22 protein-coding genes and 1 tRNA gene are annotated in these 25,859 nt (G+C 38.9%); 11 read left to right on the forward strand and 12 right to left on the reverse strand.

Annotation, left to right across the window (positions count from 1 at the left end; all coding sequences use genetic code 11):
* The first annotated feature begins 9 nt into the window (after positions 1 to 9).
* Positions 10 to 249: a hypothetical protein gene (locus ACYVM0_RS25990; RefSeq protein ID WP_460562212.1), complete on the forward strand. Its 240-nt coding sequence runs from the start codon at positions 10 to 12 to the stop codon at positions 247 to 249.
* A 6-nt stretch (positions 250 to 255) separates the two neighbouring features.
* Here the strand turns inward: ACYVM0_RS25990 and ACYVM0_RS25995 are convergent, their stop codons facing one another.
* From ACYVM0_RS25995 to rlmD, 7 genes are all read right to left on the reverse strand, one after another.
* Positions 256 to 873: an HAD family hydrolase gene (locus ACYVM0_RS25995; protein WP_460562214.1), complete on the reverse strand. Its 618-nt coding sequence runs from the start codon at positions 871 to 873 to the stop codon at positions 256 to 258.
* Positions 874 to 921: 48 nt separating this feature from the next.
* Positions 922 to 995 (reverse strand) — tRNA-Ile (locus ACYVM0_RS26000).
* A 144-nt stretch (positions 996 to 1,139) separates the two neighbouring features.
* Complete coding sequence (gene cysS / locus ACYVM0_RS26005) at positions 1,140 to 2,630, reverse strand: cysteine--tRNA ligase (RefSeq protein WP_460562216.1); 1,491 nt, start codon at positions 2,628 to 2,630, stop codon at positions 1,140 to 1,142.
* Between the two features lie 211 nt (positions 2,631 to 2,841).
* Positions 2,842 to 3,909 carry an endonuclease/exonuclease/phosphatase family protein gene (locus tag ACYVM0_RS26010; RefSeq protein ID WP_460562218.1) on the reverse strand — a complete coding sequence of 356 codons (1,068 nt, stop codon included), beginning with the start codon at positions 3,907 to 3,909 and terminating at the stop codon, positions 2,842 to 2,844.
* A 110-nt stretch (positions 3,910 to 4,019) separates the two neighbouring features.
* The gene (locus ACYVM0_RS26015) at positions 4,020 to 5,000 is read right to left on the reverse strand and encodes a DUF6576 domain-containing protein (protein WP_460562220.1); all 981 of its coding nucleotides are present in this window, start codon (positions 4,998 to 5,000) and stop codon (positions 4,020 to 4,022) included.
* Between the two features lie 67 nt (positions 5,001 to 5,067).
* On the reverse strand, positions 5,068 to 5,718 hold the full coding sequence (locus ACYVM0_RS26020) for a rhomboid family intramembrane serine protease (RefSeq protein WP_460562222.1): 651 nt from the start codon (positions 5,716 to 5,718) through the stop codon (positions 5,068 to 5,070).
* A gap of 24 nt (positions 5,719 to 5,742) precedes the next feature.
* Positions 5,743 to 7,221: a class I SAM-dependent RNA methyltransferase gene (rlmD, locus tag ACYVM0_RS26025; RefSeq protein ID WP_460562224.1), complete on the reverse strand. Its 1,479-nt coding sequence runs from the start codon at positions 7,219 to 7,221 to the stop codon at positions 5,743 to 5,745.
* A gap of 129 nt (positions 7,222 to 7,350) precedes the next feature.
* On the opposite strand from rlmD, the gene ACYVM0_RS26030 reads away from it, so the two are divergent.
* The 3 genes from ACYVM0_RS26030 to ACYVM0_RS26040 all read left to right on the forward strand — a co-directional run bounded on the left by ACYVM0_RS26030 (position 7,351) and on the right by ACYVM0_RS26040 (position 11,548).
* A complete protein-coding gene (locus ACYVM0_RS26030; protein WP_460562226.1) occupies positions 7,351 to 8,787 on the forward strand; it encodes a redoxin domain-containing protein in 1,437 nt (478 codons plus the stop codon).
* Between the two features lie 15 nt (positions 8,788 to 8,802).
* Positions 8,803 to 10,752, forward strand: a complete 1,950-nt coding sequence (locus ACYVM0_RS26035; protein ID WP_460562228.1) for a foldase protein PrsA — start codon at positions 8,803 to 8,805, stop codon at positions 10,750 to 10,752.
* Positions 10,753 to 10,858: 106 nt separating this feature from the next.
* Complete coding sequence (locus ACYVM0_RS26040) at positions 10,859 to 11,548, forward strand: porin family protein (RefSeq protein ID WP_460562230.1); 690 nt, start codon at positions 10,859 to 10,861, stop codon at positions 11,546 to 11,548.
* A gap of 75 nt (positions 11,549 to 11,623) precedes the next feature.
* On the opposite strand, the gene metF is transcribed toward ACYVM0_RS26040, so the two are convergent.
* From metF to ACYVM0_RS26065, 5 genes are all read right to left on the reverse strand, one after another.
* Positions 11,624 to 12,577: a methylenetetrahydrofolate reductase gene (gene metF / locus ACYVM0_RS26045; protein WP_460562233.1), complete on the reverse strand. Its 954-nt coding sequence runs from the start codon at positions 12,575 to 12,577 to the stop codon at positions 11,624 to 11,626.
* A gap of 83 nt (positions 12,578 to 12,660) precedes the next feature.
* Positions 12,661 to 13,311, reverse strand: coding sequence for a hypothetical protein (locus tag ACYVM0_RS26050; RefSeq protein ID WP_460562235.1), 651 nt, complete (start codon positions 13,309 to 13,311; stop codon positions 12,661 to 12,663).
* 120 nt (positions 13,312 to 13,431) lie between these two features.
* Positions 13,432 to 14,016, reverse strand: coding sequence for a hypothetical protein (locus ACYVM0_RS26055; RefSeq protein ID WP_460562237.1), 585 nt, complete (start codon positions 14,014 to 14,016; stop codon positions 13,432 to 13,434).
* Positions 14,017 to 14,139: 123 nt separating this feature from the next.
* Complete coding sequence (locus ACYVM0_RS26060) at positions 14,140 to 14,766, reverse strand: response regulator (protein WP_460562239.1); 627 nt, start codon at positions 14,764 to 14,766, stop codon at positions 14,140 to 14,142.
* A gap of 54 nt (positions 14,767 to 14,820) precedes the next feature.
* The gene (locus tag ACYVM0_RS26065) at positions 14,821 to 17,871 is read right to left on the reverse strand and encodes a ligand-binding sensor domain-containing protein (RefSeq protein WP_460562241.1); all 3,051 of its coding nucleotides are present in this window, start codon (positions 17,869 to 17,871) and stop codon (positions 14,821 to 14,823) included.
* 129 nt (positions 17,872 to 18,000) lie between these two features.
* Between ACYVM0_RS26065 and lptB the strand changes: the two genes are divergently transcribed.
* The 7 genes from lptB to ACYVM0_RS26100 all read left to right on the forward strand — a co-directional run bounded on the left by lptB (position 18,001) and on the right by ACYVM0_RS26100 (position 25,830).
* On the forward strand, positions 18,001 to 19,191 hold the full coding sequence (gene lptB / locus ACYVM0_RS26070; RefSeq protein WP_460562243.1) for an LPS export ABC transporter ATP-binding protein: 1,191 nt from the start codon (positions 18,001 to 18,003) through the stop codon (positions 19,189 to 19,191).
* A 40-nt stretch (positions 19,192 to 19,231) separates the two neighbouring features.
* Positions 19,232 to 20,740, forward strand: coding sequence for a GH3 auxin-responsive promoter family protein (locus tag ACYVM0_RS26075; protein ID WP_460562244.1), 1,509 nt, complete (start codon positions 19,232 to 19,234; stop codon positions 20,738 to 20,740).
* Positions 20,741 to 20,748: 8 nt separating this feature from the next.
* Positions 20,749 to 21,594, forward strand: a complete 846-nt coding sequence (locus ACYVM0_RS26080; RefSeq protein WP_460562246.1) for a DUF3667 domain-containing protein — start codon at positions 20,749 to 20,751, stop codon at positions 21,592 to 21,594.
* A 9-nt stretch (positions 21,595 to 21,603) separates the two neighbouring features.
* Entirely contained in the window at positions 21,604 to 22,359 is a 756-nt protein-coding gene (gene fabG, locus ACYVM0_RS26085) for a beta-ketoacyl-ACP reductase (RefSeq protein WP_460562248.1), read from the forward strand.
* A gap of 212 nt (positions 22,360 to 22,571) precedes the next feature.
* Entirely contained in the window at positions 22,572 to 22,754 is a 183-nt protein-coding gene (locus ACYVM0_RS26090) for a hypothetical protein (protein ID WP_460562250.1), read from the forward strand.
* Positions 22,755 to 22,839: 85 nt separating this feature from the next.
* On the forward strand, positions 22,840 to 24,501 hold the full coding sequence (locus ACYVM0_RS26095; protein WP_460562252.1) for a peptidase domain-containing ABC transporter: 1,662 nt from the start codon (positions 22,840 to 22,842) through the stop codon (positions 24,499 to 24,501).
* Positions 24,502 to 24,522: 21 nt separating this feature from the next.
* Complete coding sequence (locus ACYVM0_RS26100) at positions 24,523 to 25,830, forward strand: HlyD family secretion protein (protein WP_460562254.1); 1,308 nt, start codon at positions 24,523 to 24,525, stop codon at positions 25,828 to 25,830.
* Positions 25,831 to 25,859: the final 29 nt, after the last annotated feature.

The raw sequence follows: 25,859 nt of genomic DNA on the forward strand, positions 1-25,859 counted from the left end.
TGTGTTATTATGTTAAAAGCATTATTTGAATTATTTATATTGTACCTGGCATATAAATTTATCTTCGACTTCGTTATTCCTGTTTATCAAACTACCAAACAGGTGAAGCAAAAGGTGAATGAAATGCAGCACAATATGAATGAGCAGGCTAAACAGCAGCAAAGGAGCCAGTATACTTCAACTACCAGCCAGTCAGCTTCAACCAAGCCTAAAAGCGACGATTATATTGAGTTTGAGGAAGTGAAGTAACCCAGGTTAAATAAATGATAGTTTTTCTACCCTTTCGTGGGGCAGCAGCAAATGTGTATGTATTCCAACAGATTTGGCACCTTCAATATTATTGGGCAGGTCATCAATAAACAAGGTTTCTTCAGCCTTTATACCTGCATCTTCCAGCACAAATGTATAAGCATTGGCATAAGGCTTACGAAAACCAATAAGGTGTGAATAGTAAGCCCTGGTAAAATAGGCATCCAGGCTGGGTTTGCCGGTATCTTTTGTAAATATTGCTTTAAAAGCGGAGAGATGAATACTATTGGTATTACTGAATAAATACAGTTTATATTCTGCAGCTATTTTTTCTAAAAAAGCAAGGCTTTCCGTTCTGAAATTGAGAAATAATGCATTCCAGGCTGTTTCTATCTGTTCATTGGTAACGGGGTTGTTACTGATGGATCTTATCTTGTCGCAAAAAGCTTCTCCTGTTATTGTACCCATTTCAAGGTTTTCAAATACCGGATCCATTTTTAAGGGAGAGTAGTTGCTTTTAAAATCTTCAAATCCCAATGCTTCAAAAGCCCGGATAGTTTTGCTGTAGTCTATATCCAGCAACACATTGCCCAGATCGAAGATGATATTTTTGATATTTGCCATGGTATAAAATGAAAATGCCCTCTCCAACCAGTTGGGGAGGGCATTTTGTGGGCCCACCAGGGCACGATCCTGGGACCCCCTGATTATGAGTCAGGTGCTCTAACCAACTGAGCTATAGGCCCTTTCTCTATTTCTAAAGAAATTATTTTAAAACATTTTACTGTTGGTTGCAGTAAACGAAATTGCAAGAGCTATTATCTCAAAAACATATTTGAGGCTGCAAATATAATCAAAGCTGTTTGATTATGTAGCGTCATTATAAAAAATTAAGCACTCCAGCTTACGCCGCCGTCTTTTTCGTCTTTTAAATTAATGCCCATAGCGCCTAACTGGTTTCTTATTTTATCAGACGTGGCGAAGTCTTTTCTTGATTTCGCTTCTTTACGTATCTCTATCAGCAGGTCCATTACACCGCTTAATGCACCGTTATTATTTGCTGTCATTGCTTTCAATCCAAAAATATCTTCTAAATATGTTTTGAATGCAGCCTGCATTTTTAAAAGCGTGGTTGATGAAATGGCATCAATCTTTATCAATCCGTCTTTTATAGAATTGATTACCGGCGCCAGCTCAAACATGTTGGCTAATACTTTTGCTGTGCTTAAATCATCATCCATAAATTCCTCAAATTCGGCTACAAGCTTTAAGGTATTGGCTTCAAGTTCTGCATTACCTGCTTCGCTATTATTACCTGTAGGTTGAAGTTTATTCAACACTTCATAGGCTTCCCACAATCTTTTCAATGCTTTTTCACTGGCCTCCAGGCCACTGCTGCTAAAATCCAGCGGGCTGCGGTAATGGCTTTGCAGGATAAAAAACCTGATGACCATGGGATGAAAAGCCTGCGTAAGCAATGGATGGTTACCACTAAATAACTCGGTAAGCTTAATAACATTGTTATAGCTCTTGCCCATTTTTTTTCCATTGATGGTAATCATGTTATTGTGCATCCAGTACCTAACCGGGCTGTGGTGGTTGCAAATAGTGCTTTGTGCAATTTCACTTTCGTGGTGCGGAAACTGAAGGTCCATACCACCGCCATGAATATCAAACTCGGCGCCCAGGTATTTTGTTGCCATGGCCGAGCATTCAATATGCCAGCCCGGGAAGCCCTCGCCCCAGGGGCTTGTCCAGCGCATGATATGCTCAGGTGCGGCATGTTTCCAGAGCGCAAAATCTGCCCGGTCTCTTTTTTCCTCCTGGCCGTCCAGTTCCCTTGTTGTTTCTAACAGATCGTCAATTACCCTGCCACTCAGCTTACCGTAATCATGTGTGGCGGCATATTTTTTTACATCGAAGTACACTGAACCGTTTACTTCATAAGCATAGCCTTCCTTAATGATCTTTTCAATCATATTGATCTGCTCTACAATATGACCGGTTGCTGTGGGCTCAATGCTGGGTTCCACACAATTGAATTCCTTCATGGCCCAATGGTACAGGTTGGTATATTTCTGTACCAGTTCCATGGGTTCCAATCTTTCTAAAACTGCTTTTTTAGAAATTTTATCTTCGGCTTCTCTTCCTTCTTCTTCAAAATGGCCGGCATCGGTAATGTTTCTAACATAACGTACTTTATTTCCTTTGTAAGTAAGGTAACGGTACAATACATCAAAAGTAATGTAAGGCCTTGCGTGGCCCAGGTGGCTTTCGCCGCTTACTGTTGGTCCGCAAACATACATGCCCACATGGCCGGGAGTGATAGATTTAAATTCTTCTTTTTGTCGTGTATAGGAGTTGTAAATTTTTAATGCCATTATTTTATGTTTTGTAGCAAGCGTTTAAAATACTTTCAGGCATTATACCAATAACAATGGTATTTACCTGTATTCAGCCCGTTAAAATTAAAGTTTCTATTTTTTATTCATCCCCGTAGTTGATGGGGTACAAAGATATTATACTATGCCCAAGGGCAACAGAAAAAATGATATGGAGCAAATTTGTTCATCTGATAAATCAAAAATACAATTATTTTTTTAATTGGATGTCGGCAAAAATGGGAAAATGGTCACTTAGCCGTTTGCTGATTCGTGTATACTGCTCAACAGAAAAAATATCGCTTACAAATATATTGTCGATACGAAGGGTAGGAGATATGCCGGTAAAAGTGCGGCCGATACCGGTTCCTTTTTCGGCAAAAGCATTTTGCAGGCCTTTGCCAATAGTGGTGTAGGCAAAGCTATTAGGCACATCGTTAAAATCGCCACATACCATCACCGGGTAGGGGCTTTTATTCATCTCCTCCTTAATTCTCTCCGATTGTGTTTTTCTTTTTAAGAAGCCGATCCTGAGTTTATAGATAAGGTTTTTAGATTCCGCCACATCCTGTTCGGATTTTATTTCGGGATTATCGATAAATTTTAAATTATCGTTGCTGAATTTTAATGATTGCAGGTGGATATTAAACACCCTGAAAGTATCGGTCTCCTTTACAATATCGGTGTACTGAAAAATAGAGTTATAGTCGTAAGGATAATAACTGATGGTTTGTTTATTGATGATGGGATATTTTGAAAAGGTGATAATGCCAAAGTGATGATTGCCATCAAAATCAACCTTACGGTTGTAGCTGTAGTTAAAATATTGCATACCCATTTGCTGCATCATTTCCGGAACATAATTAATAGCGTTGGGTACACTATCGCTGCCCACCATTTCCTGGAAGCAGGCAATATCGGGCTGGTAATCGTTTACCAGGTCCTGCATTTGTTGCTTTATTTCGGGATGTGATTTATGTTCCAGGATATCAAAATGCTCCACATTCCAGCTCATTATACGTATAGCAACAGCCTGCTTTTGCTGCGTAAATGACGATGAAAACCGTAAAGGAATAATATGGGTAACGGGCTTGTATGCCAGTATAATTGCAACGAATGAAATTAAACACCATTTGGGCTTTACAAAAAACCAGAAAATAATAAAAACAATTAATAAAAGCAGTAAGTAAAATGCGGCCAGCGTAAGAAAACCAAACGGCCACCAGTATTGCGGATTGAATAAGCCTCCATAGCACCCCAATAAAAACAATACCGCCAAAATTATATTGGAGATAATGAAAAACTTTTTTGTTAACCTGCGGAATAGGCTGTTGGGCATAGCATAAAGATAACGTTTAGTGCCCTGAAAAATTTCAAATGAAAAGTTAACTACAGATCTTCTTCAGCAGCTCTTTTTAAAATGTTTTTTTCTTCATCGGTAAGAAAATGGTAACCACGCTGGCTGATCTTATCTAAAATTTCGTCGATGCGCTGCTGCGTTACGTTGGCAGTTTTGTTATATGGTTGCCGGTTGCCGGTATTGTAAAATACTTTTTCTCTCACCCCTTTATCGTTATTTTTTTTGCCGGGTGTAAATACGGTGCTGATCCATTCGTAAAAATTGATCAGCCATGCGCTCAGATCTTTTCCTCTTCTTAATAAAATAACAAATAAAAAGCCTGCCAGGCCACTACCTAAAACAGCAAAGCTCCTGGCATCGTCAGTTAAAGAAAATGCGTAAATAAGGTTGATCAGAATAAACAAGCCTGTTAAAACCCAAACCGGAATTCCGTTACCGAGATGCCTGAACAGGCGATAGTTAGGCGATAGTGTAGTTACTGCTACGGCCAGTGCAGCTGTACCTGTTTGCGAACCCGCCAGGTACCAGGTAGGGATATGCGACCTGAATGCAGGAATAGTATACATTGCAGTGATATAAAAGACTGCCCCCAGTATGCTGCCGTAAATATAGATGGGAAAAATAAGCCGGTTACCCGAAAGATCCTGCAGTATATAACCAAAAGCCCATAACCAAAGCATGCTGCTGAGCATGGTAAGCATTAATGGAAACGTATCTACAATTCCGCCCTGCGAAAACATAAATGTAAAAACTGTCCATGGTGCTTTACTTAGTTCGGTAAGGCTTGCCGGCAATGCCACCCAATGTATGGCATCAAAAGCCAGCACTTCCATATTACCACCTTCGTGTGTTGACAGATAAAAAACCCTGGTGAGGAGGATTAAAAAAAATACGATAATATTTATTGCCGCCAAAGCAAATAATGCATTACCCGGTTGCCCCAGCGTAAAAGAAAACCTGCTGCGGCTTGATAATTTTTTATATTCCTGGTACCGGTCGGACTCTCCCATGATAGTTTTGCTGTCTTTTTTCGTCAGGTTAAATTTACTAACAATTATAACAAAAGATTGTTAAGAGTTAGTAGAACGTTTTTTTATTTGTTTTATTCCAGATGATGACCAGTATAAAACCCATTACTAAGCCGCCAAGATGTGCATAATGTGCTACATTATCGGCACCACCGGGATGAAACCCACCAAAGAGGTCTATAGCTGCATAAATTGCTACCATGTATTTTGCTTTTATGGGAAAGGGAACCGGGATAATAAAAAACTCTGTATTAGGAAACAAATAACCAAACCCAGCTAACAAACCCATTATTGCTCCGGATGCCCCTACAGCTATTCCATTTGATAAAAACAGTTGTGTAACGCCTGCTGCCAATCCACAGATCAAATAGAAGATCAAAAATCTTTTTGGCCCCCAAACTCTTTCTAGTGCAGTACCAAACATCCATAAAGCGTACATATTAAAAAGAATGTGAGAGAAAACCACACCACCGGAAATATCATAGGAAGAATGAGCGAACATGTAAGTAACTAACTGGTAAGGTTTAAATTCACCGGTATTAAAAGAAAACAGCGCAATTTTTTCAGTAAGCCAAAACGGATGCTCCGTTGATTTGTCAAGTGCTAACTGGGCAAGCCAAACCAAAATATTAATAATTAATAAATTCAACACTACCGGTGGTATGCGTTGAATACTGTTACCCGAATTATTATAAGCCATTTTGTAAAGTTAATTGTAAAAAAATTATTTTAATTGCAGCAGTGCCACACATTCAATATGGTGGGTATGCGGAAACATATCTACCGGTTGAATTCTTTCCACCGTGTATTTTTCGCCCAGCAAGGCAATATCCCTTGCCTGGGTAGCCGTATTACAGCTTACATAAACAATTTTAGTGGCCGCAATCTCTAAAAGTTTAGTTACCAGTTTGTCGTGCATACCAGCCCGTGGCGGATCGGTGATGATCACATCCGGTTTGCCGTGCGTTGTAAAAAAATCGTCATTACATATCTTAATTACATCGCCTGCAAAAAATTCGGCATGGGTGATATTGTTTAAAGCCGCATTTTCTTTGGCATCTTCAATAGCTTCTTCAATTACTTCTACCCCGATAATTTTTTTAGCCAGCTTACTTACAAAAATGCCAATGCTACCTGTACCACAATACAGATCATACACCACTTCATTACCGGTTAAGCCTGCAAAATCCCTTGTAACGGTATATAGTTTTTCTGCCTGCCTCGTATTGGTTTGAAAAAATGATTTGGGCGAAATTTTAAAGGTAAAATCCTCCAGTTTTTCCAATGCAAACCCTTTTCCGGAATATACCTGCGGCGTAAGGTCGTAAATACTATCGTTCCATTTTGGATTGATGGTGTATAATAACGTAGTTATCGACGGCACTTGTTGCAACAGGTGGTCCAGCAGGTTTTTTCTTGCGGTTTCATCTTCATAATTCAATACCATATTTACCATCAGTTCTCCCGTGGTACAGTTGCGGATAACAATATTGCGTAACCACCCCGTGTGCTGCCTGATATCATAAAAAGAATACCCGTTTTCCAAAGCAAATGCCCTGGTGGTATTACGGATAGTATTATTCACATCCTCCATTAAATAACACTCGCTGATATCAATGATTTTATCAAACAGGCGGGGTACATGAAAACCCAGGGCACCGGCACCCCAACCCGTTACAGGTGGAGTTTCAGATGTTGTAACCGGTAAAATATTTTCATCTTCTGAATCTTCCTCCGCCTGAACAATATTTTTATCATCCATTTCGCCAGGCAACAGGTATCTTTTATTGCTGAAGGTAAATTCAAGTTTATTGCGGTAGTGTTTATCATCATCTGCTCCAATAATGGGCAGCATTTCGGGCAATGCCACTTTTCCGATACGTCTTAAATTCTGCTCGGCTTCCTGCTGTTTATACTGCAATTGCTTTGCATAAGGCAACATCTGCCATTTGCAACCGCCGCAAACACCAAAGTGCCGGCAAAACGGTTCCACCCTTTCTTTTGAATATTCTTTTATTTGCTGTACCCTGCCTTCGGCCCAGTCTTTTTTGTTTTTGGTAAGGAATATATCAGCCACATCTCCCGGCACGGCACCGGAAATAAAGATCACTTTACCATCCTGCCTGGCCAACGCCTTTCCTTCTGCCGCATAATCGGTAACTAAAACATTTTCGAGTATGATTTTCTTTTTTTCTTTTTTCACGGCAGCAAAAATACCTTATTAATCGTCATTATTGGTTTGTTAACGATTTGTAATTGTTAAAACTGGCCTTAGGGGCTGGTGGTACATTAGTCAGCGATTTTAAATACATTTGCTATCCTTAAAATAAGTATGAAAAAATATATCCTTTTTCTTGTTGCAATTGTTGCCGGAGGCCGTGTTATGGCCCAGGGCTATCAGATTACTTTGCAGGCACCGCAGTTTAAAAGTGGCATTGCTTACCTTACCTATTATATGGGGCCTAATTTAAATGTGGCCGATTCTGCCGCTATGAGTAATACCGGAACTGCCATATTTAAAGGCAACAAAAAGTTGCCCGGTGGTATTTATGTGATTGTATTGCCCGGTAAACGCTTAAGAACTGATTTTTTAATTGATAAAGAGCAAAGGATCAATGTAAAGACGGATACCACCGATCTTCTCAATAAGACCATTGTAACCGGCTCAAAAGAGAATGTGTTGTACGTACAGTACCAGAAATATGTTGCTAAAAAAGGCAAACAACTGGAAGATGAAAGAAAAGCTTACATCACATCTACCAATAAACTGGATTCTTTACAGCACGAGGTAACTTACAATTTGTACAATGGCGAATTAAATACCTACAGGGAAGGCATCGTTAAAAATCAACCCGGTTCTATGATGGCAGTTTTGCTGAAAGCCATGAAAGAACCTGCGGTACCTATCCTTATGCCGCAAACAAGAGAAGACAGCCTGAAAAATTATAATTTTTATAAAACCCATTACTGGGATGGGGTAACTTTTATGGATGAAAGGATCATCCGCACACCTTTCTTTTTAAAAAGACTGGAGCGTTATTACCAGGAAGTGGTGCCACAATCGGCTGATAGTATTATTAAAGACGTTGATTACAAGTTATTGCTGGCGAGAAGCAATCCAGAAATGTTTAAATTTTTATTGAACTGGGTAACGGATGAATATATCAATCCTAAATACATGGGGCAGGATGCAGTATTTGTTCACCTGTTTGAAAAATACCATAGCCAGGGCGTAAGTAACTGGCTCAACGAAAAACAAATGGAATCTATCAGCAGAAGGGCATATATGCTGATGGCAAATTTAATTGGTGAAAAAGCTGCTAACCTGGAAATGATTGACAGCAGTGGTAAACCTGCGCCCCTTTATGAGGTAAATGCAGACTATACGGTAATTTGTTTCTGGGACCCTAACTGCGGGCATTGTAAAGAAGAAGTGCCCCGTTTGGATTCTATTTACCATGCCAGCTGGAAAAATCATAATGTAAAAATTTATGGTGTGCTTACTCCCGATGATAAAGAAAATGCAAAGCCGGAATGGGAAAAATTTATTAACGAGCATAAGCTGGGTGAGTGGACACACGTGTATAAAACCAAGGCCATGGAAGATGCTGATTATGCTGCACAAAAGCCAAGCTTCAGGCAATTGTATGATATTACCCTAACTCCCACTTTATATTTATTAGACAAAGACAAACATATCATTGGTAAAAAGCTTACCATATTTCAGCTCAACGACCTGCTTGAAGTAAAATGGAAAACCAAACCTTAAAAAAAGTAACTACTGATGAAAAGAATTTTATTGCTCTCGGCTTTTGCGTTTAATGCTTCTTTGTTATTTTCCCAAACTCTTTTTACTTATGGCGGTACTGCCGTAACCAAAGAAGAATTTTTAAGGGCTTACAACAAAAATAAAAGCGCCACCGACGATAAAGAAAAAGCACTGAGGGAATATCTTGATCTTTACTCTAAGTTTAAGTTGAAGGTAAAAGCTGCACAGGATATGAAACTGGACACCTTGCAGCAGCTGACCAGCGACCTGCAAAATTTTCGTACCCAGATTGATGAAACCTACCTGAATAACGATGATGCTTTGAATGGATTGATAGAAGAAGCGTTTATACGTTCGCAAAAAGACCTTCATGTAATTCATTTTTTTGCTGCGCTGCCTGAAAAGCCGGCTGCTGAAGATTCTTTAAAAGTGGTTAAGGCTATGCAGGAAGTGTATACAGGCCTGCAGGGGGGCAAAAAAGAATACGAAAAACTGGCAGCAGATATCTCTTCAAAATATGTAACTGTAAATGTAAAGACTGCCGATATTGGTTATATCACTGCTTTTTCTGTTCCCTACGAATATGAAAATATTATTTATGCTTTAAAAAACGGGGAGGCAAGTAAAGCCTACCGCTCAAAAAACGGGCTACATATTTTTAAGGTTGTTGATGAACGAAAAGGTGTGGGCAGGTGGAGAATTGCACAAATAATGATAGCAACGCCTCCCGGTGGTGATGCAGCGGCAAATACCAGGATAGCCCAGCAAAAAGCCGATTCGGTATATTTAAAAATAAAAGCGGGTGAAGATTTTGGAGAACTGGCCAAGCAATACAGCGATGATAAGCTCACCTATATGTCTGGTGGCCTTATGCCGGAGTTTACCGTGGGAAAATATGAAATGCCTTTTGAACAGGAAGTATTTAAACTGGCTAAAGACGGAGAAGTATCAAGGCCGTTCCCTACTCAATACGGGTTTCACATTGTAAAAAGAATAAGTGTTCAGCCTGTACAAACTAATAAAAGCGATGCCGCCTACATGTATGAAATAAAACAAAAGGTATTGCAGGACAGCAGGGTGAATTCGGCTAAAGAATTATTTACAAAATCTGTAGTTAAGCTGGTAGGGTATAAAAAAAATACCGCAGTGAAAGATGCTGACCTGTTTCGCTATGCTGATAGCGTGGTGGCCAATCCTGCATTAAACGGCGCCAGGGAATTTCCGGTAAGCAGTAAAGTGATTTACAGTTCGGCCAAAGGCAATATTAAAGGAAGTGATTGGTTAAGTTTTATAAGAGAATATAAAACCAACCCTGAAATTTATAAAGGCGAAAGCAATGCCGCATTGCTTGATAAATTTGTTACTTTAAAATCAGTGGAATATTATAAAAATAATTTAGAAGAGTATAACCCTGAATTCCGCTACCAGATGGAAGAGTTTAAAGAAGGCAATTTATTATTTGAGGTAATGGAAAGAAAAGTATGGAGCAGTGCCGCCAACGACACCACCGGTTTGGTAAACTATTATAATGCACATAAAAATAAATACCAATGGGGTGCCAGCGCAGATGTAATCATTTTTAGTTGTAATACTAAAAAAGTTGCCGATGCCACACTTGATGCATTAAAGCAAGGCAGGTACTGGAAAAAAATTGCAGAAGAAAGTAATAATACTTTACAGGCAGATTCGGGCCGGTATGAATTAGTACAAATTGCATTTGCTGATGGTGTAAAAGCAACAGCCGGAATGATAACCCCTGTTAATGTTAATCCATCTGACGGTACTGCAAGTTTCATTAAAATTTTAAAACTGCATCCTGCCAATGAGCAACGCACATTTGAAGAAGCGAGGGGATTAGTGATCAACGACTATCAAAGCATATTGGAAGAAAAGTGGATGGAGGAATTAAAAAATAAATATCCTGTTAAGGTAGATGAGACTGTTTTTCAGTCTTTATTGAAATAATGACAATACTATTACAGAAAAAAAGCCTGCCAAAAGAATCCAATGGCAGGCTTTTTGCGTCTATACAGCTTTATAAATGTTTTTAATTTAATCTAAACTTAAGAAAATGAAGAAAGTACTTACCGGTATGGCAGTGTTGTTTATTTGTGCCAACGCCAATGCACAGTTGTTTTACGCCCAGGGCGGATTAAACCTTGCCAACATCACCAAAACCAATGACGGCCACACAGAAAAAAATAATTTGCTGGCCACTTTTAATGCCGGTTTTATGGGCAGGTTTGGTTTATCTAAAACTGTAGACCTTGAAACTGGTTTATTGTTAACCGGTCATGGTTCAAAAGCCGAAACATATTTTAATGGTGGTAGTGATTATGTAAAATCAACCTTTAATCCATTGTATGTAGAGTTGCCATTGAACCTGGTGGTAACTGTGCCTCTTGAAAAAACTTCGGGCATATTTTTTAATGCAGGGCCGTATATTGCCGTAGGCGTTGGGGGTAAATCAAAAACCGATTCTAAATTCGGACCTTTAACATCATCATCAAGTGCGTCTATTAAATTCAGTAATGATGATCCGTTCACCTCTCAACAGGATGATGCGGCGTATGATAAACTGAAACGTTTTGATTATGGCCTTAATATTGGCGGCGGCTTTAAGCTGGAACATTTATTACTGAAAGTAAATTATGGTTTTGGCCTGGCTAAAATAAATTCTACCGAAAGTAATAACACCGCTAACGATAAAAATAAATACCGCACATTAAGTTTTTCTGTGGGTATTCCTTTAGGTAAATAAATAGTTGAGGGTATACTAAAACAGAATGGCCGCTGATTCAGCGGCCATTCTGTTTTTATGAAATGCTGTAATTTATCAAACCAATTCTTTTACTACATCAGCAATAATATTTGGCCGGCCCAAAGTATAATAATGCAATACCGGTACACCAAAACTTTTTAACTCTTTTGATTGATACAGTAACCATTCTGTTCCCACTTTTTCCACTTCTTCATCCGTTTTGCATTTTGCTACTTCGTTGCTGAGCGCTGCAGGTAAATCAATATGAAATACTTTAGGCAACATGGTAAGTTGCTTCTTATTATAGATCGGTTTTAAACCCGGTATTATCGGAACAGTGATACCAATGTCTCTGCAGGATTTTACAAATGCATAATATTTTTCATTATCAAAAAACATTTGCGTTACGATATAATCAGCACCCATGTCTACTTTTTTCTTTAAATATTGCAGGTCGCTATCCATGTTTGGTGCTTCAAAATGTTTCTCAGGGTATCCTGCAACGCCGATACAAAATTTTGTCTGGCTGGTGTTTTTCAATTCTTCTTCCTGGTAAATACCGGCATTTAAATCCACAACCTGTTTCAGCAGGTCGCTGGCGTAAATATGACCGCCGGGTTCGGGAGCAAATGCGGCTTCATTTTTGGCAGCATCCCCACGCAGCACCAGTACATTATCAATTCCAAGGTAATTCAGGTTGATTAGAGCATCCTCGGTATCGCTGATATTAAACCCCCCGCAAATTAAATGCGGTACTGTATCTACGCTGTATTTATTCATAATAGCCGCACAAATACTTTCGGTACCGGGACGTTTACGCACCACTACTTTTTGAAAACTGCCATCTGCATTTTTTTTAAAAACATGTTCACTGCGGTGGTAGGTAACATTTATAAAAGATGGTTTAAATTCCATCAGGGGATCTAAATGTTTATACAGGGATTGTATACCTTTTCCTTTTAAAGGAGGGAGAATTTCAAATGATATTAAAGTACCTTTTGCTCCGCTGATATGATCTATTACTTTCATTTATTTCAATTAATGTGCAAACATAAGTAAGCTGGCAACATTATCAAAACAGTAATGGTAAAAGAAAGTTGTGAAGGGAAAGATCAATATTCAATTTTATCAAGAAATAAGGTGCTGAAGCGGTAATAAACCCAGGTGCCAATGCCTGGTTTTGATATAAAATATTGTTTTCTTACTATCCATGCATATTCATTGTACCATACCTGGTCAACAAGGTAGGTAAGTTTAACACCCTCATAATAGTTTACAGGTATATCTCCTATACCGGTGGGCAATGTATCTTTTACCAGTTTTACTGTAAAATCCTCTGCAGATCCATTATTAAAAGTATTGTAAGTATCATTTACTGCAGCCGGATCTTTACAAAGCAAATAAGATTTATTGTTGGTGTATTGATATAATCCTCCTGGCTTTTCATTCAATAAAAAAACGGTGGTGTCGGTTGCCACATCCACAATGTTGAGCCATTTTTCTCCTCCTAAAACATCTTCACTTTTTGCTTTTAATGTTAATATGATGGAGGTTTTAATGCCCCCGCCTGCACCGGGAGTATTGTAAGTGTAATAATGGTAGGTCCATACCGTGCCTACTTTAGGTTTTTGCTTAACCGGTATAACACTGCCACCGCCATCTATTAATCCATTCACTTCCTTTTGGCATGAGCTGCATAAAAAACCCGTCAGCAATAAAAGTAATACAGTTTTTATCCTGTTAAAGGGTTTAAGTAATGTCATGTATGAAGTGTTTTACCGGAGATAATATGAGATGCCTGTCAGTAAATTTACATCAGCAGGTCCGTAAAACAAAAAGCCCTTTTTTAATAAAGGGCTTTTAACTCAGCAGAAGAAAGCATTTTAAGGTGTAAAACTCACCAATTCAAGAGAAAAATTTACATATAGCGCCCCTGTACCTGTTTGGTCATATTCCAGTTGCTTTACCAGCATATCAGCATCATTATACCATACCTTATCTTCCAGGCTGTTACTATCGTAGCCTTCGGCATAATAACAGCTGATGGCACCCATTGGCACAGTTACACTTTGATTTATAGCTATTACTTTAAAATCGCTGTAATCTCCGGCTGTATTGCTATAGGTAACCCTCCACGTATCGTTTATAATGGCAGGTACTTTAAACTGCAGTTGCGATACACTATTTTGTATAGTATAGTAACCCAATGCAGTTTTGCGGATATAAGATGGGGAACCGCCGCCGGTAGCCACCCACCAGGTTTCGCCGCCAATGGTTTGCTGCCCTGTAATAGTAAGGGTGATATTTGATGTAGTAAGAATAGTTCCTGCTGCATTATACGTAGTGTATTTATACACCCATGCCGTGCCTGTTTTAAAATCGCCGGTGGCGGGTGTGCCGGTATCTTCGTTTTTTTTACAGGAAAGTGCTGAAAAGACAACCAGCAGTAATAAAAGATTTTTTTTCATAAAAAAAAGTTTAATAGTAAAGGGTGTATAATAATTAGCTTGTTAACCTGAGGCAAGCTAACAAAGATGCACCGGGCAATGAATGTGAAAAAAGTAGTAGTGCGTTTATGCTTTGGCTTTGTGTTACAGTAAGCCTGTCTTTTTTAAAGCTTCCACCCTGGAGTTTACCTGGAGCTTTTCGTAAATGTTACGGATATGAGTACGTACCGTTTCGGTACTAATGAAAAGATTATCTGCAATTTCTTTATAGCGAAAACCATGAGAAAGTTGTTCCAGCATTTCCTGTTCTCTTTTACTCAGGTGCTGAAAATAGCCATTGCCATTTTCTTTAAGTTGAAAAGCATCAATTACCTTTCTTGCAATTTCGCTGCTGATAGGCGAACCGCCATTATACAATTCCTGTATAGATTCTATCACTCTTTCGGAAGGTGTATTCTTTAAAATATAACTATTGGCACCAGCCCGTAATGCTTTAAAAATAGTATCGGCATTATCGTATACTGTTAATACCATAAACTGCATCCGGGGATGGATGAGTTTAAGTTTACGGATGCATTCAATACCATCAATGCCGGGTAGCTGCACATCGAATAATGCAATTTCTACCGGATTTGATGACAATTCTTTTACAGCCGCTTCTCCATTACTGAATTCAAAAATATCTTCTACTTCCATATTCAGCCGCATCTGCTTTACTAAGTAAGTGCGTATCTTTTCATCATCTTCTATTACAGCAATTGATCTGAGCATGCGGTAAATATTTGTATTTTTTTTAAGTACAACAATATTAAAATAGTAGTATGGTTAAAGCATAAAAGAATAAGTAAATACAGTTCCGCTCCCAGTCTCGCTTTCTATTACTAAATTGCCCTGCAGTTCTTCTATACGCCGGCGTATATTTTTAAGGCCATTACCTTTATATGCTACAGCTTTATCAAATCCCGTTCCGTAATCTGCTACAATAAACTGTAACCGGCTACCTTTAAGTGTTGCAGTTACAGTTAGTGACTCTGCCTTACTGTGCTTAAGCGCATTATGAACGATTTCTTTTGTAACCAATAAAATATTTCTCCGTTGCTTATCATTCAGTTTTATCGACGGTGTATTTACCGGAAAATGAATACTATAATCAATAGCTGTATATTCCAAAAGTTTATTCAGTTGTTCCCTCAAATGTGCCAGCAGTTTATCCAATGTATCATGTTGAGGGTTTAGGGCCCATATTATTTCACCAATATTATCTACCAGCTGCCTTGAGGTAGAAGAAATATCATCCAGCTCCGATTTAATCTCTGTACCTGACCTGGAATGGTCTTTTGCCGCTTCGCTGATGAGAGAAATTTGTGTAAGCCCGGCGCCAATATCATCATGCATTTCCTGCGATATGCGATGCCGCTCTTCTTCCAACGCTTTCTGCCGTTCTAATTTTTCAATTTCAGTTTTTAATTTACGGGTGGCTATTGTTTTGGTGATAATGATAATTACTCCCGTAGCCAGTAATACTTCGAATAAATAGAACCACCAGGTTTTCCAGAATGGCGGATGTATTATTACCTGTATTGTATAAACTATTTCATTCCAGATACCTGATGCGTTTGCAGCTTTTACCTTAAAAAAATAATTACCCGGCGGAAGATTGTTATACCGTACTTCATTCAATGTTCCGCTAAGCACCCAATCTTTATCCCATCCACTTAATTGATAAGCGTAATTTACTTTGACGGCATTGCTATACTCTAACCCGCGAAAGCGGAAGAAGAGGCTGTTTTTGTTATAAGGCAATATTATGTTGTGAAGATATTCAGCAGCAACGTTGCTATCTGCAATTTCACCATTTACCAGTATTTCCGTCATTACCATTTCGGGCAGGTATCTGTTAGGCTTTATGGCATCCGGGTTAAACCATACCACACCCTTAATAGTACCAAAGTAAAAAGTATTGCTGTTACCTTTGTAAAATGCCCCGGTATTAAATTCATCATCGGGCAAGCCATCGTTGCTGGTAAAATTAGTGAAGGTTAATTGTGGCAGTACATCGCCTTTTTTAAAACTTACTATCGCTTTAGATAATCCCCTGTTGGTACTTAACCATAGTGTAGCACCATTTTTTAAGGCACCATAAACATAACTGTTACCCAAACCATCTGCCTCATTAAAAATTCTGTTTTTACCGGTGGGTAAATGATACGCAATAAATCCGCTTTGCGTAGCTACCCAAAGTAGCTGGTATTCTTTATCGTAAAAAAAAGATTTAACCCCCGATTCTGAAAACATTGTGGAGCTTTCTCTTAAATGGTCAAGGTCTTTTGCAAAAAACAAACCCGAACTTTCAAAACCTATCCATATCCCATCATTGTCATCAACCCACATTGTTGAAATTTTAGACTGACCGGTTTCCTGCATATAGGTAAATACATAGCTATTTTTATTTTTAATAACCAAGTACAATCCTAAAGATGTGCCCAACAGCCAGCCATTTTTATATTTTGTTATTGCGGTGGCTACAATACCAGATGCCAATGTGTTTGGCGGCATAGGAATTTGCAATGCTGTAAAGGATCCTGCCGCCTGCTCTTTTACAAATAAAGCTCCCGCAGCTCCTATCCAGGTGTTTTGGTCATTGTCTTTTTTTATAAGGCTAACAATATTTTCTGCAGCAGGCTTTGTTGCAATGCCGGGTAACAGAACCGGTACAGCAGTGCCTGTTTTTTTATCCAGTTGCAGCAAACCCATTTGAAAAGTGCCCAACAACACTTTATCATTTTCGTCCTCATAAATACTGGTAACAAAAAAATTAGCTGCTTTTTTCTTTTCGGCAGTTACCGGATACGTACTGAATCCGGCAGAAGAAATGGTGGCCCTTAACAGCCCCAGCACATCGGCACCAACCCACAGTGTTCCCTGTTCATCTTCATAAAAGCAATATACAGGGTAAGTTGTTTCATTTGTTTTTTTTCCGTTGATATTTCCCTTCCACCTAAAAACAGTTTCGGTTTTTGCTTTGCAATACACATTACCTTTTTCATCACCTGCCCATATATTTTGATGCCTGTCGGTATACAATGCCCTTGTTACAATGTTATCTATAGTATTGTTGGCGTTATCAAATCCTAAGCTTCCACATTGTTGATTACTTGTACTGATAAAATAGACCTCCCCGCCTGAGCTGGCATAAACAGTGTCTGCACATAAAGTTATTTTGTACAGGTGTTTGCCCGGTAAAAACTGCTGCCATTTTTTTTGCCTGATATTAAAAGCAAAAAGCCCTTTATTGCCGGCAAACCACAACCTGTTTTTTTTATCATATACACCGGTTGTTTGTATCATAAAAGCCTTGCCGCTGCTGTCTGTCAACTCATGTCTTGTAATTGCTTTGGTTTCGGTATCAAATTCAACAATACCATAGCTGCTGTTGGCAAACCAGATATGGCAGCCTTCCTGTAAAACAGGTTCAGACATGAGACCTATAACCTTACCATTTTTTTTCCCAAAAGAATACTCGGTAAAAAAATTGCTTTTTTTATTGAAGTTAAAAACGGCCAATTCTGTGGAAAACCATAACTGCTCTTTATCATCTTCCAGTATAATGGTACGTATTGTTCTTCCTCTTAACCGGCCATTTTTCTTTTCCGGAGCAGGTTTATAAATTTTCATTTCCACACCATCAAACCGGTTCAATCCATCGGCCGTGGCTATCCACATAAAGCCCTGCTTATCCTTCATGATGGAGTACACCGTATTTTGCGAAAGGCCATTTACTTTTTCAAACCTTATTGCCGGTGCAGGCTGCGCCGTAACCATTCTGCCACATGCAAAACAGAGCAGGAGTAACAACGGAATTTTAGGATGCAGCATGTGTTATCACAATAGTACGCTTTTAAGGCTTATGTATGATAAAATAAAAAATGGGCAATAAACTGTTAAGAATGATAATTTAAAAAATGTAATTACATGAATCGCTTATTTTTGTAGCAAATATTTTTTTTGAGTTTAACTATACAAACAAAGAACCTGGTAAAAATTTACGGCAGCCGCACTGTGGTAAATAATGTTTCCTTTAATGTAAAACAGGGAGAGATCGTTGGTTTACTGGGCCCCAATGGTGCCGGTAAAACCACGTCGTTTTACCAGGTGGTGGGTTTGGTAAAACCCGACGAAGGCGAAGTATTTTTAAACGATATTAATATTACCAAACTGCCCATGTATAAAAGGGCGCAAATGGGTATCGGGTATTTACCGCAGGAAGCCAGTGTTTTCAGAAAGTTGAGTGTGGAAGATAATATCAGCGCCGTACTGGAAATGACCAGGTTGAGCAAAGCAGAACAAAAAGAAAAACTGGAAAGTTTACTGGATGAATTCCGTTTGCAACGGGTACGTAAGAATAATGGTGATACTTTAAGTGGTGGCGAGAGGCGACGTACAGAAATTGCCCGGGCACTGGCTGTGGACCCTAAATTTATTTTACTGGATGAACCTTTTGCAGGTGTGGACCCTATTGCCGTAGAAGATATACAGGCCATTATTGCCAAACTGAAATATAAAAATATCGGCATCCTTATTACAGATCATAATGTAACGGAAACTTTATCTATCTGCGACAGGGCTTATCTTTTAATTGACGGAAAAATATTTACACAGGGAACAGCTGAAGAACTGGCCGCCAATGAACAGGTGAGAATAAGGTACCTGGGCAGAAATTTTGAATTGAAGCGAAAAGATTACCTGCATGATGAAGCTGCAAATGCGCAACAGGATATATCATCTGCAAGATTAGCTTCACTTTTAGATTATGCTATTGAGAAAATAGATTTTTTCAGAAAAAGCATGCACTTATTTAATGAGAGCAAAACAGATTATTTATTATTTAACGACCTGAAAGATTTTGGTGCTTCTTTTGAAGAAACAACTTTTGCATTAAAACGCTTTGCTGCCGATAATAGTTTAAAAAACCTGTCACTGTTAGCCGGGAAAATAGAAGACAAGAAAATTCCTGAAAAAGTAAAGCTTTCAACTATGGATATTGTTGCCGGTAATTTATTGCCTGCTGTGCTTACTCCTTTTTTGAGCAGCCTATCCGAACTGGCCGATATATTTGATGACACAAAAGTGCTACTTACAAAAAGCAAGAACATTGTGGAGAACCCGTCATTGGATGATTTAATATCACCTGAATAATAAAGTTGTTTTTGATTTGCTTTTTGTATTTTGCTTTTGAATGAAACTTCTCTCCCCCATAATTTCCAGGCTTGCCCGCAACCGTTTTTGGCGTATTCAAAACTGGAGCAATCACCCGGTGGCTGCACAGCGGCAGGTATTACAAGACCTGGTTACGGCCGGGCAATACACGGAGTTTGGCAGAAAGTATCATTTTGCAAAACTGTTTACCCTTAAAGAATTTAAAAAAAATATTCCCATACAGGAATATGATGATATTAAGCCCTACATCAACCGCATGATGGCCGGGGAGGATAATCTTTTATGGAACACACCTGTAAAATGGTTTGCCAAATCTTCGGGCACCACCAGTGATAAAAGCAAATTTATACCGGTAAGCGACGAAAGCCTTGCTGATAATCATTTTAAAGCCAGTAAAGATGTACTCACCAATTATTACAATAATTTTCCCAGCAGCGACCTGCTTACTGGTAAAAGCCTGGTAATTGGCGGCTCTCATCAGCTGAGTAAAGTAAACGAAGAAATTCAGATAGGTGACCTGAGTGCAGTACTGATGCAAAACTCTCCTTTCTGGGGCCAGTGGATACGCACCCCCGAATTAAGTGTTGCCTTGTTAGACGAATGGGAAAATAAGATTGAACAACTGGCACAAATAACAGCCGAAGAAAATGTAACTTCCCTGGCAGGCGTACCAACCTGGACCTTGATTTTATTGAAACGCATTCTGCAAATAAAGAATAAGCAAACCATTAAAGAAGTATGGCCCAATCTTGAATTGTATATTAATGGCGGTGTTTCTTTTGTACCCTATAAAGAACAGTTTGATAAGATCATTGGCGAAAAAATAAACTACCTGGAAATATATAATGCCAGCGAAGGTTTTATTGCCGGCCAGGTAAAGCCAGATGATGATGGTTTGTTGTTATTTACAGAGCATGGCATTTTTTATGAGTTCATGCCGGTGGAAGAATACGGGAATGAAAAGCCTGTTACGGTAGGTTTAAAAGATGTGGAGCTGAATAAAAATTATGCTTTAGTCATCAGTACCACCGGTGGTTTGTGGCGCTATTTAATTGGCGACACAGTTATTTTTACTTCCATCAATCCCTATAAAATAAAAGTGAGTGGCAGGCTGAAACATTATATGAATGCTTTTGGCGAAGAAGTGATTGTAGATAATACGGACAAAGCCATTGCCAGGGCCTGCGAAAAAACCAACGCACAGGTAAGTGACTATACTGCCGCACCGGTTTACTTCAGCGATAATAACAACGGCGCTCACGAATGGCTGATAGAGTTTGAAAAAGTACCCGACAATATTACTGCTTTTACATACGAACTGGATAATGCTTTAAAAGATATCAACAGCGACTACGAAGCCAAGCGGTATAAAGATATTGCCTTGCGACTGCCCATAGTGCATATATTACCCAAAGGAAGTTTTAATGAATGGCTGAAGAGCAAAGGGAAACTGGGCGGGCAGCATAAAGTGCCACGACTCAGCAACGAAAGGACATTGATAGATGAAATATTAAAAATGAATTCCTAAATTTAATAATGGAAAATATCACCAGCTGTAAAAATTGCAACCAACAACTCTCCGGCCGGTACTGTAGCAATTGTGGTGAAAAAATTTACACCGATCATGATAAAAAAATAGGGCATTTTTTTGAAGAAGGGTTTCATTTTATTACCCATTTTGATGGAAAATTCTTTACCACTCTAAAAACAATAATTACAAAACCCGGCAAGCTTTCTCTTGACTATTGCAACGGCATCAGAAAAAAATATTTTAAACCGCTTTCTCTTTTTTTAGTAGTTGTGGTGCTTTACTTAATATTCCCAAAATTCCAGGGATTGAATATGCCATTTTCAACTTATGTAAATAAAGAAAACAAATATTCTGCTTATGCTTTACCTGTTGCAAAAAGCAAGATTGACGCATTAAAGATCAGCGGCAATGAATTGGCTGAACATTACAATACCAGGTCAGAAAAATTTGCCAAGCCCTTCCTGCTCATCCTGCTCCCGTTATCGGCATTTGTGCTATGGTTATTGTTTTTTAAAAGAAGAAAATTATTTTTCGACCACTTTGTTTTAGCAGTGGAATTAAATGCTGTTCTTATTTGCATACAGTTTTTAATAGTGCCTTTGCTTGATACTATTGCTACCGCAATTTATTCCCCGGCAGCAAATTTTTTTGCTGATAATGACCTGAGCGCTTTTTTTATTATTCAAACTTCGTTGTTGCTTTTTGTTATTGTAAATGCAGTAAAAAGGTTTTATAATCAAAATTGGTGGTGGACGATAACAAAATCTGTGTTATTTTTAGGTCTTTATATGTTCATCATTGTAGACCTGTACAAGATGTTATTGTATTTTTCAATTATGTTATTTTTATAAACTAAAACTATGAAATTACTCGAAGGAAAAACAGCCATAGTAACCGGTGCTGCACGTGGTATTGGCGAAGCAATTGCATTAAAATTTGCAGAACATGGTGCTAATGTGGCGTTCACTTACGTAAGCGACAGCAGTGCTGAAAAAGCTAAAGTGTTACAAGAAAAACTGGTGGCATTGGGCGTAAAAGCTAAATCTTACCAAAGCAATGCCAGCGATTTTGCTGCCTGCGAAATTTTTGTAGCTGATGTATTAAAAGAATTTGGCGCTGTTGATATTTGTGTTAACAATGCCGGCATCAGTAAAGATAATTTGCTGTTGCGCATGAGCCCCGAACAATTTGAAGAAGTAATTAAAGTAAACCTGAACAGTGTTTTTTATATGACCAAGCAGGTAATAAAGCCAATGATGAAAGCAAGAAGTGGTTCTATCATTAATATGAGCAGTATCATTGGCGAAATGGGCAATGCAGGCCAAAGCAGCTATGCTGCCAGCAAAGCCGGTGTAATTGGTTTTACAAAAAGTGTGGCTAAAGAGCTGGGCAGCCGCAATATTCGCTGCAATGCTATTGCTCCCGGTTTTGTAGAAACCGATATGACGAGTTACTTAAAAGAAGGCGAAGCTGCAGATAAATACAAGGCGGGCATTCCTTTGGGCCGCTTTGCCACTGCCGAAGATATTGCCAACGTTACTTTATTTTTAGCGAGTGATTTAAGCAGCTATGTTACCGGGCAAACGATAAGTGCCTGCGGGGGACTGAATATCTAGTTTGTTTAACTATACATTGTACTAACGGCTGTTTATCATAAACAGCCGTTTTCTTTTTACAAATTTTTTACAAAGCCAATGGTGAATTTGCCTGTAGCTTTCTTTTATTTGCACCCGGTATGAGAATCGTGTTATCCATATTTTTAATTTTGATTACCAGTATTTACGTACTGCCTGTTAAAGAACTGCTTTGCGAAAAACAACACATTTGCATGGCTGATACGGATGATAGCAAAGATGATGCTTGCAAAAAAGAAAAAGTAAAAGATCTTTTTAGCTTTACCCCCATGGTATTTTTTATTGAAGGTAATGGCCAGGTTACGCATCTTCATCCTGCCCCCTGCATAGTTACATTACTGCACATTGTAGAAACACCACCTCCCGATCTGGCTTAACCTTTATGCCTTCTGGCAAATTATACACCAGGCCCCGACAGGGCCGGTACACCCGTATTATTTTACTTTTTAAATGTTTATCCATATGACCGGATCACCCGGCCCCGTTGCAAGGATTTTAAACCTTGTAAAACTGGAGCGCAAAGAAATTTCAGCTGTTTACTTTTATGCCATTTTAAACGGCCTTATTTTATTGGCCATACCAGTTGGCATTCAATCGCTGGTTGGTTTTGCACAAACCAATACCGCATCGGCTTCAATAATTGTATTGATTATTTTGATTGTAGTAAGTGTTTTTACTGCAGGTGTTTTGCAAATAAAGCAAATGCAGCTCATCGAAAAAATACAGCAAAAAATATTTGTTCGTTATTCATTTGATATTGCCAGGCAAATTCCGCAGATACAATTAAGTGCCGTAGATAATTATTATCTTCCTGAATTGCTCAACCGTTTTTTTGATATCCCCAACCTGCAAAAAAGCCTAGCCAAATTATTGCTCGATTTTCCATTGGCAATCATACAAATTATTTTCGGGCTGCTATTGTTGTCCTTCTATCATCCCGTTTTTATTGCTTTTGGCTTGTTGCTTTTATTGGTTATTTCAGGCATTCTTTATTTCTCGGGAAGCAAAGGGTTACAAACCAGTATTGAAGAAAGTAATTACAAATACCAAACCGCAAACTGGCTCCAGGAAATGGCCCGGACAATACGCTCGGTAAAGTTTTCCAAGTCGCCCGATTTTGTTTTACAAAAAGTTGATGCGCCTGTAAGTGAATATTTAAAAGCAAGAACCAGCCATTTTAAAATACTGGAGCTGCAGTTTAAAACATTAATAGGTTTTAAAACACTGGTTACTTCTGCTATGCTGGTAGTGGGTACATTTTTGCTGCTGGATCAGCAATTGAATGTAGGGCAGTTTATTGCTTCTGAAATTGTGATACTAACAGTGATCAGTTCGGTAGAAAAGCTGATCGGCAATTTAGATAGTGTATATGATATACTAACATCAGTAGAAAAAATTGAAAAAATTACTGACAAAGAAATTGAAAGCACCGGCAGTATTATTTTACCTGCTGCCGAAAAGGGACCGGCCATTTCGGTTCAAAACGTAAGCTTTACTTATCCGGGCTCGGCTTTGCCGGCACTGAATAATATATCATTTACGGCCGGTGCCGGCCAAAAGGTTTGCATCAGGGGCGATGATGGCGCCGGTAAATCTACTTTGCTTCGTTTAATTGCCGGCAGCTACCAGGACTTTACCGGGGCAATATTACTCAATAACATTCCTATTACCAATTACAACCTGCAATCGATCAGGCAGCAAACGGGTGTCATCATCAGCCAGCAGGATATTTTTGAAGGCACACTTTTAGAAAACATTTGTATGGGCCTGGATGATGTGAATATTGAAGAGGTATTATTACTCTGCAATAAAACCGGGTTAACACAATATATCAGCACATTAAAAAATGGTTTTGATACGCCACTATCTGCCGCCGGCAGAAAGCTGCCCGGCCATGTGGTAAAAAAGATCTTACTGGCAAGGGCTTTAATCAACAACCCCAAATTGTTACTGCTGGAAGAACCCTGGGCAGGGCTGGAAGAAAAATATCAGCAGCAAATAAAACAATTATTACTTGAAGAAATGGTCGATTCCACACTTGTTGTAATTACCAAAGATGAGGCTTTTGCAAAAGCCTGTGATAAAATCATCGAATTAAAAAATGATGGCTTTTCAAGTAAATAACAACTCTACAAAAAAAATTCAATGAAAACATTAAACGCTTATTCCAACATTTACCGGCACAATAAAACCAGTCATATCAAATACTGGGCGGCAGGATTTATTGCATCGCTGCTGATCATCCTTTTTTTGCCGTGGACACAAAACATCAGGGCCCACGGAAAAATAACTACTTTAAAACAGGAACAACGGCCTCAGGAACTCAATAGCATAATACCGGGTAAAATTGTACGATGGTATGTAAAGGAAGGGGACTTTGTAAAAAAAGGCGATACCATTTTGCAAATATCCGAGATAAAAGAAGAGTACATGGACCCCGAACTGGTAAAGCGTACTGCTGAACAGTTAAGTGCCAAAGAGCAGAGTGTGGTGTATTATAAAAACAAAGCCACCGCAGCGCAAACACAAATGAATGCTTTAAGCAATAACCGGGTATTAAAACAAACGCAGCTGCAAAACAAGATCCGGCAATTACAATTGAAATTACAAACAGACAGCATGGAAAATATTGCGGCCAGCAACGACTATTTAATAGCATCGCAACAATTTAAACGGCAAAAGGCTTTGTACGACAGCGGCCTTGTATCGCTAACCCAATTGGAACAACGCAATCAGACTTTTCAAAATGCACTGGCAAAAAAAATAAGTGCTGAAAATAAAATTGGCAGTACCCGCCAGGAGCTGGTTATTGCTTCAATAGAAATGGATGCCATTAACCAGGATTTTACTGAAAAACTATCCAAGGCACAGGGCGATCAATTTCAATCCCTATCGCAAATTGCCGGTGGCGAAGGAGATGTTGCAAAATTGCAAAACCAATATAGTAATTACAATATCCGCAATGGTATGTATTACATCACGGCACCACAAGCGGGCCAGATTACAAAAGCCAAAAAAGCAGGTATTGGCGAAATCATTAAAGACGGCGAGATGCTGGTAGAGATAGTACCTGATAATATCGAATTTGCCGTAGAGCTTTATGTGGAGCCGATGGACCTTCCGCTTATTTCTGCACAACAAAAAATAAGATTTGTGTTTGATGGTTTTCCTGCGGTGGTATTTAGCGGCTGGCCCAACTCATCGTTTGGCACATTTGGTGGCGAAGTGGTGGCTGTTGAAAATGCTGTAAGTTCTAATGGCAAATTCAGGGTATTAATAAAAGAAGACACTTCAGAAAAAAAGCGGTGGCCTTTAAACCTGAAGATTGGTGCAGGTGCACAAGGTATGGCAATGCTAAAAAATGTTCCGGTATGGTATGAATTGTGGAGAAACGTCAACGGATTTCCACAGGATTTTTATAAGGCAGGTTTAGAAAATGAAAAAATAAAATAACATGAAATGTTTGTTGATCGCAATTATAG

This window comes from Ferruginibacter profundus (assembly GCF_054783275.1).

What these genes read in the sequence shown, in the direction of transcription:
- ACYVM0_RS25990 (WP_460562212.1), top strand. Translation starts at nt 10, where the DNA reads ATGTTAAAAGCATTATTTGAATTATTTATATTGTACCTGGCATATAAA.
- ACYVM0_RS25995 (WP_460562214.1), bottom strand. Translation starts at nt 873, where the DNA reads ATGGCAAATATCAAAAATATCATCTTCGATCTGGGCAATGTGTTGCTG.
- cysS (WP_460562216.1), bottom strand. Translation starts at nt 2,630, where the DNA reads ATGGCATTAAAAATTTACAACTCCTATACACGACAAAAAGAAGAATTT.
- ACYVM0_RS26015 (WP_460562220.1), bottom strand. Translation starts at nt 5,000, where the DNA reads ATGGGAGAGTCCGACCGGTACCAGGAATATAAAAAATTATCAAGCCGC.
- ACYVM0_RS26020 (WP_460562222.1), bottom strand. Translation starts at nt 5,718, where the DNA reads ATGGCTTATAATAATTCGGGTAACAGTATTCAACGCATACCACCGGTA.
- ACYVM0_RS26030 (WP_460562226.1), top strand. Translation starts at nt 7,351, where the DNA reads ATGAAAAAATATATCCTTTTTCTTGTTGCAATTGTTGCCGGAGGCCGT.
- ACYVM0_RS26035 (WP_460562228.1), top strand. Translation starts at nt 8,803, where the DNA reads ATGAAAAGAATTTTATTGCTCTCGGCTTTTGCGTTTAATGCTTCTTTG.
- ACYVM0_RS26040 (WP_460562230.1), top strand. Translation starts at nt 10,859, where the DNA reads ATGAAGAAAGTACTTACCGGTATGGCAGTGTTGTTTATTTGTGCCAAC.
- metF (WP_460562233.1), bottom strand. Translation starts at nt 12,577, where the DNA reads ATGAAAGTAATAGATCATATCAGCGGAGCAAAAGGTACTTTAATATCA.
- ACYVM0_RS26050 (WP_460562235.1), bottom strand. Translation starts at nt 13,311, where the DNA reads ATGACATTACTTAAACCCTTTAACAGGATAAAAACTGTATTACTTTTA.
- ACYVM0_RS26055 (WP_460562237.1), bottom strand. Translation starts at nt 14,016, where the DNA reads ATGAAAAAAAATCTTTTATTACTGCTGGTTGTCTTTTCAGCACTTTCC.
- ACYVM0_RS26060 (WP_460562239.1), bottom strand. Translation starts at nt 14,766, where the DNA reads ATGCTCAGATCAATTGCTGTAATAGAAGATGATGAAAAGATACGCACT.
- ACYVM0_RS26065 (WP_460562241.1), bottom strand. Translation starts at nt 17,871, where the DNA reads ATGCTGCATCCTAAAATTCCGTTGTTACTCCTGCTCTGTTTTGCATGT.
- ACYVM0_RS26075 (WP_460562244.1), top strand. Translation starts at nt 19,232, where the DNA reads ATGAAACTTCTCTCCCCCATAATTTCCAGGCTTGCCCGCAACCGTTTT.
- ACYVM0_RS26080 (WP_460562246.1), top strand. Translation starts at nt 20,749, where the DNA reads ATGGAAAATATCACCAGCTGTAAAAATTGCAACCAACAACTCTCCGGC.
- fabG (WP_460562248.1), top strand. Translation starts at nt 21,604, where the DNA reads ATGAAATTACTCGAAGGAAAAACAGCCATAGTAACCGGTGCTGCACGT.
- ACYVM0_RS26090 (WP_460562250.1), top strand. Translation starts at nt 22,572, where the DNA reads ATGGCTGATACGGATGATAGCAAAGATGATGCTTGCAAAAAAGAAAAA.
- ACYVM0_RS26095 (WP_460562252.1), top strand. Translation starts at nt 22,840, where the DNA reads ATGACCGGATCACCCGGCCCCGTTGCAAGGATTTTAAACCTTGTAAAA.
- ACYVM0_RS26100 (WP_460562254.1), top strand. Translation starts at nt 24,523, where the DNA reads ATGAAAACATTAAACGCTTATTCCAACATTTACCGGCACAATAAAACC.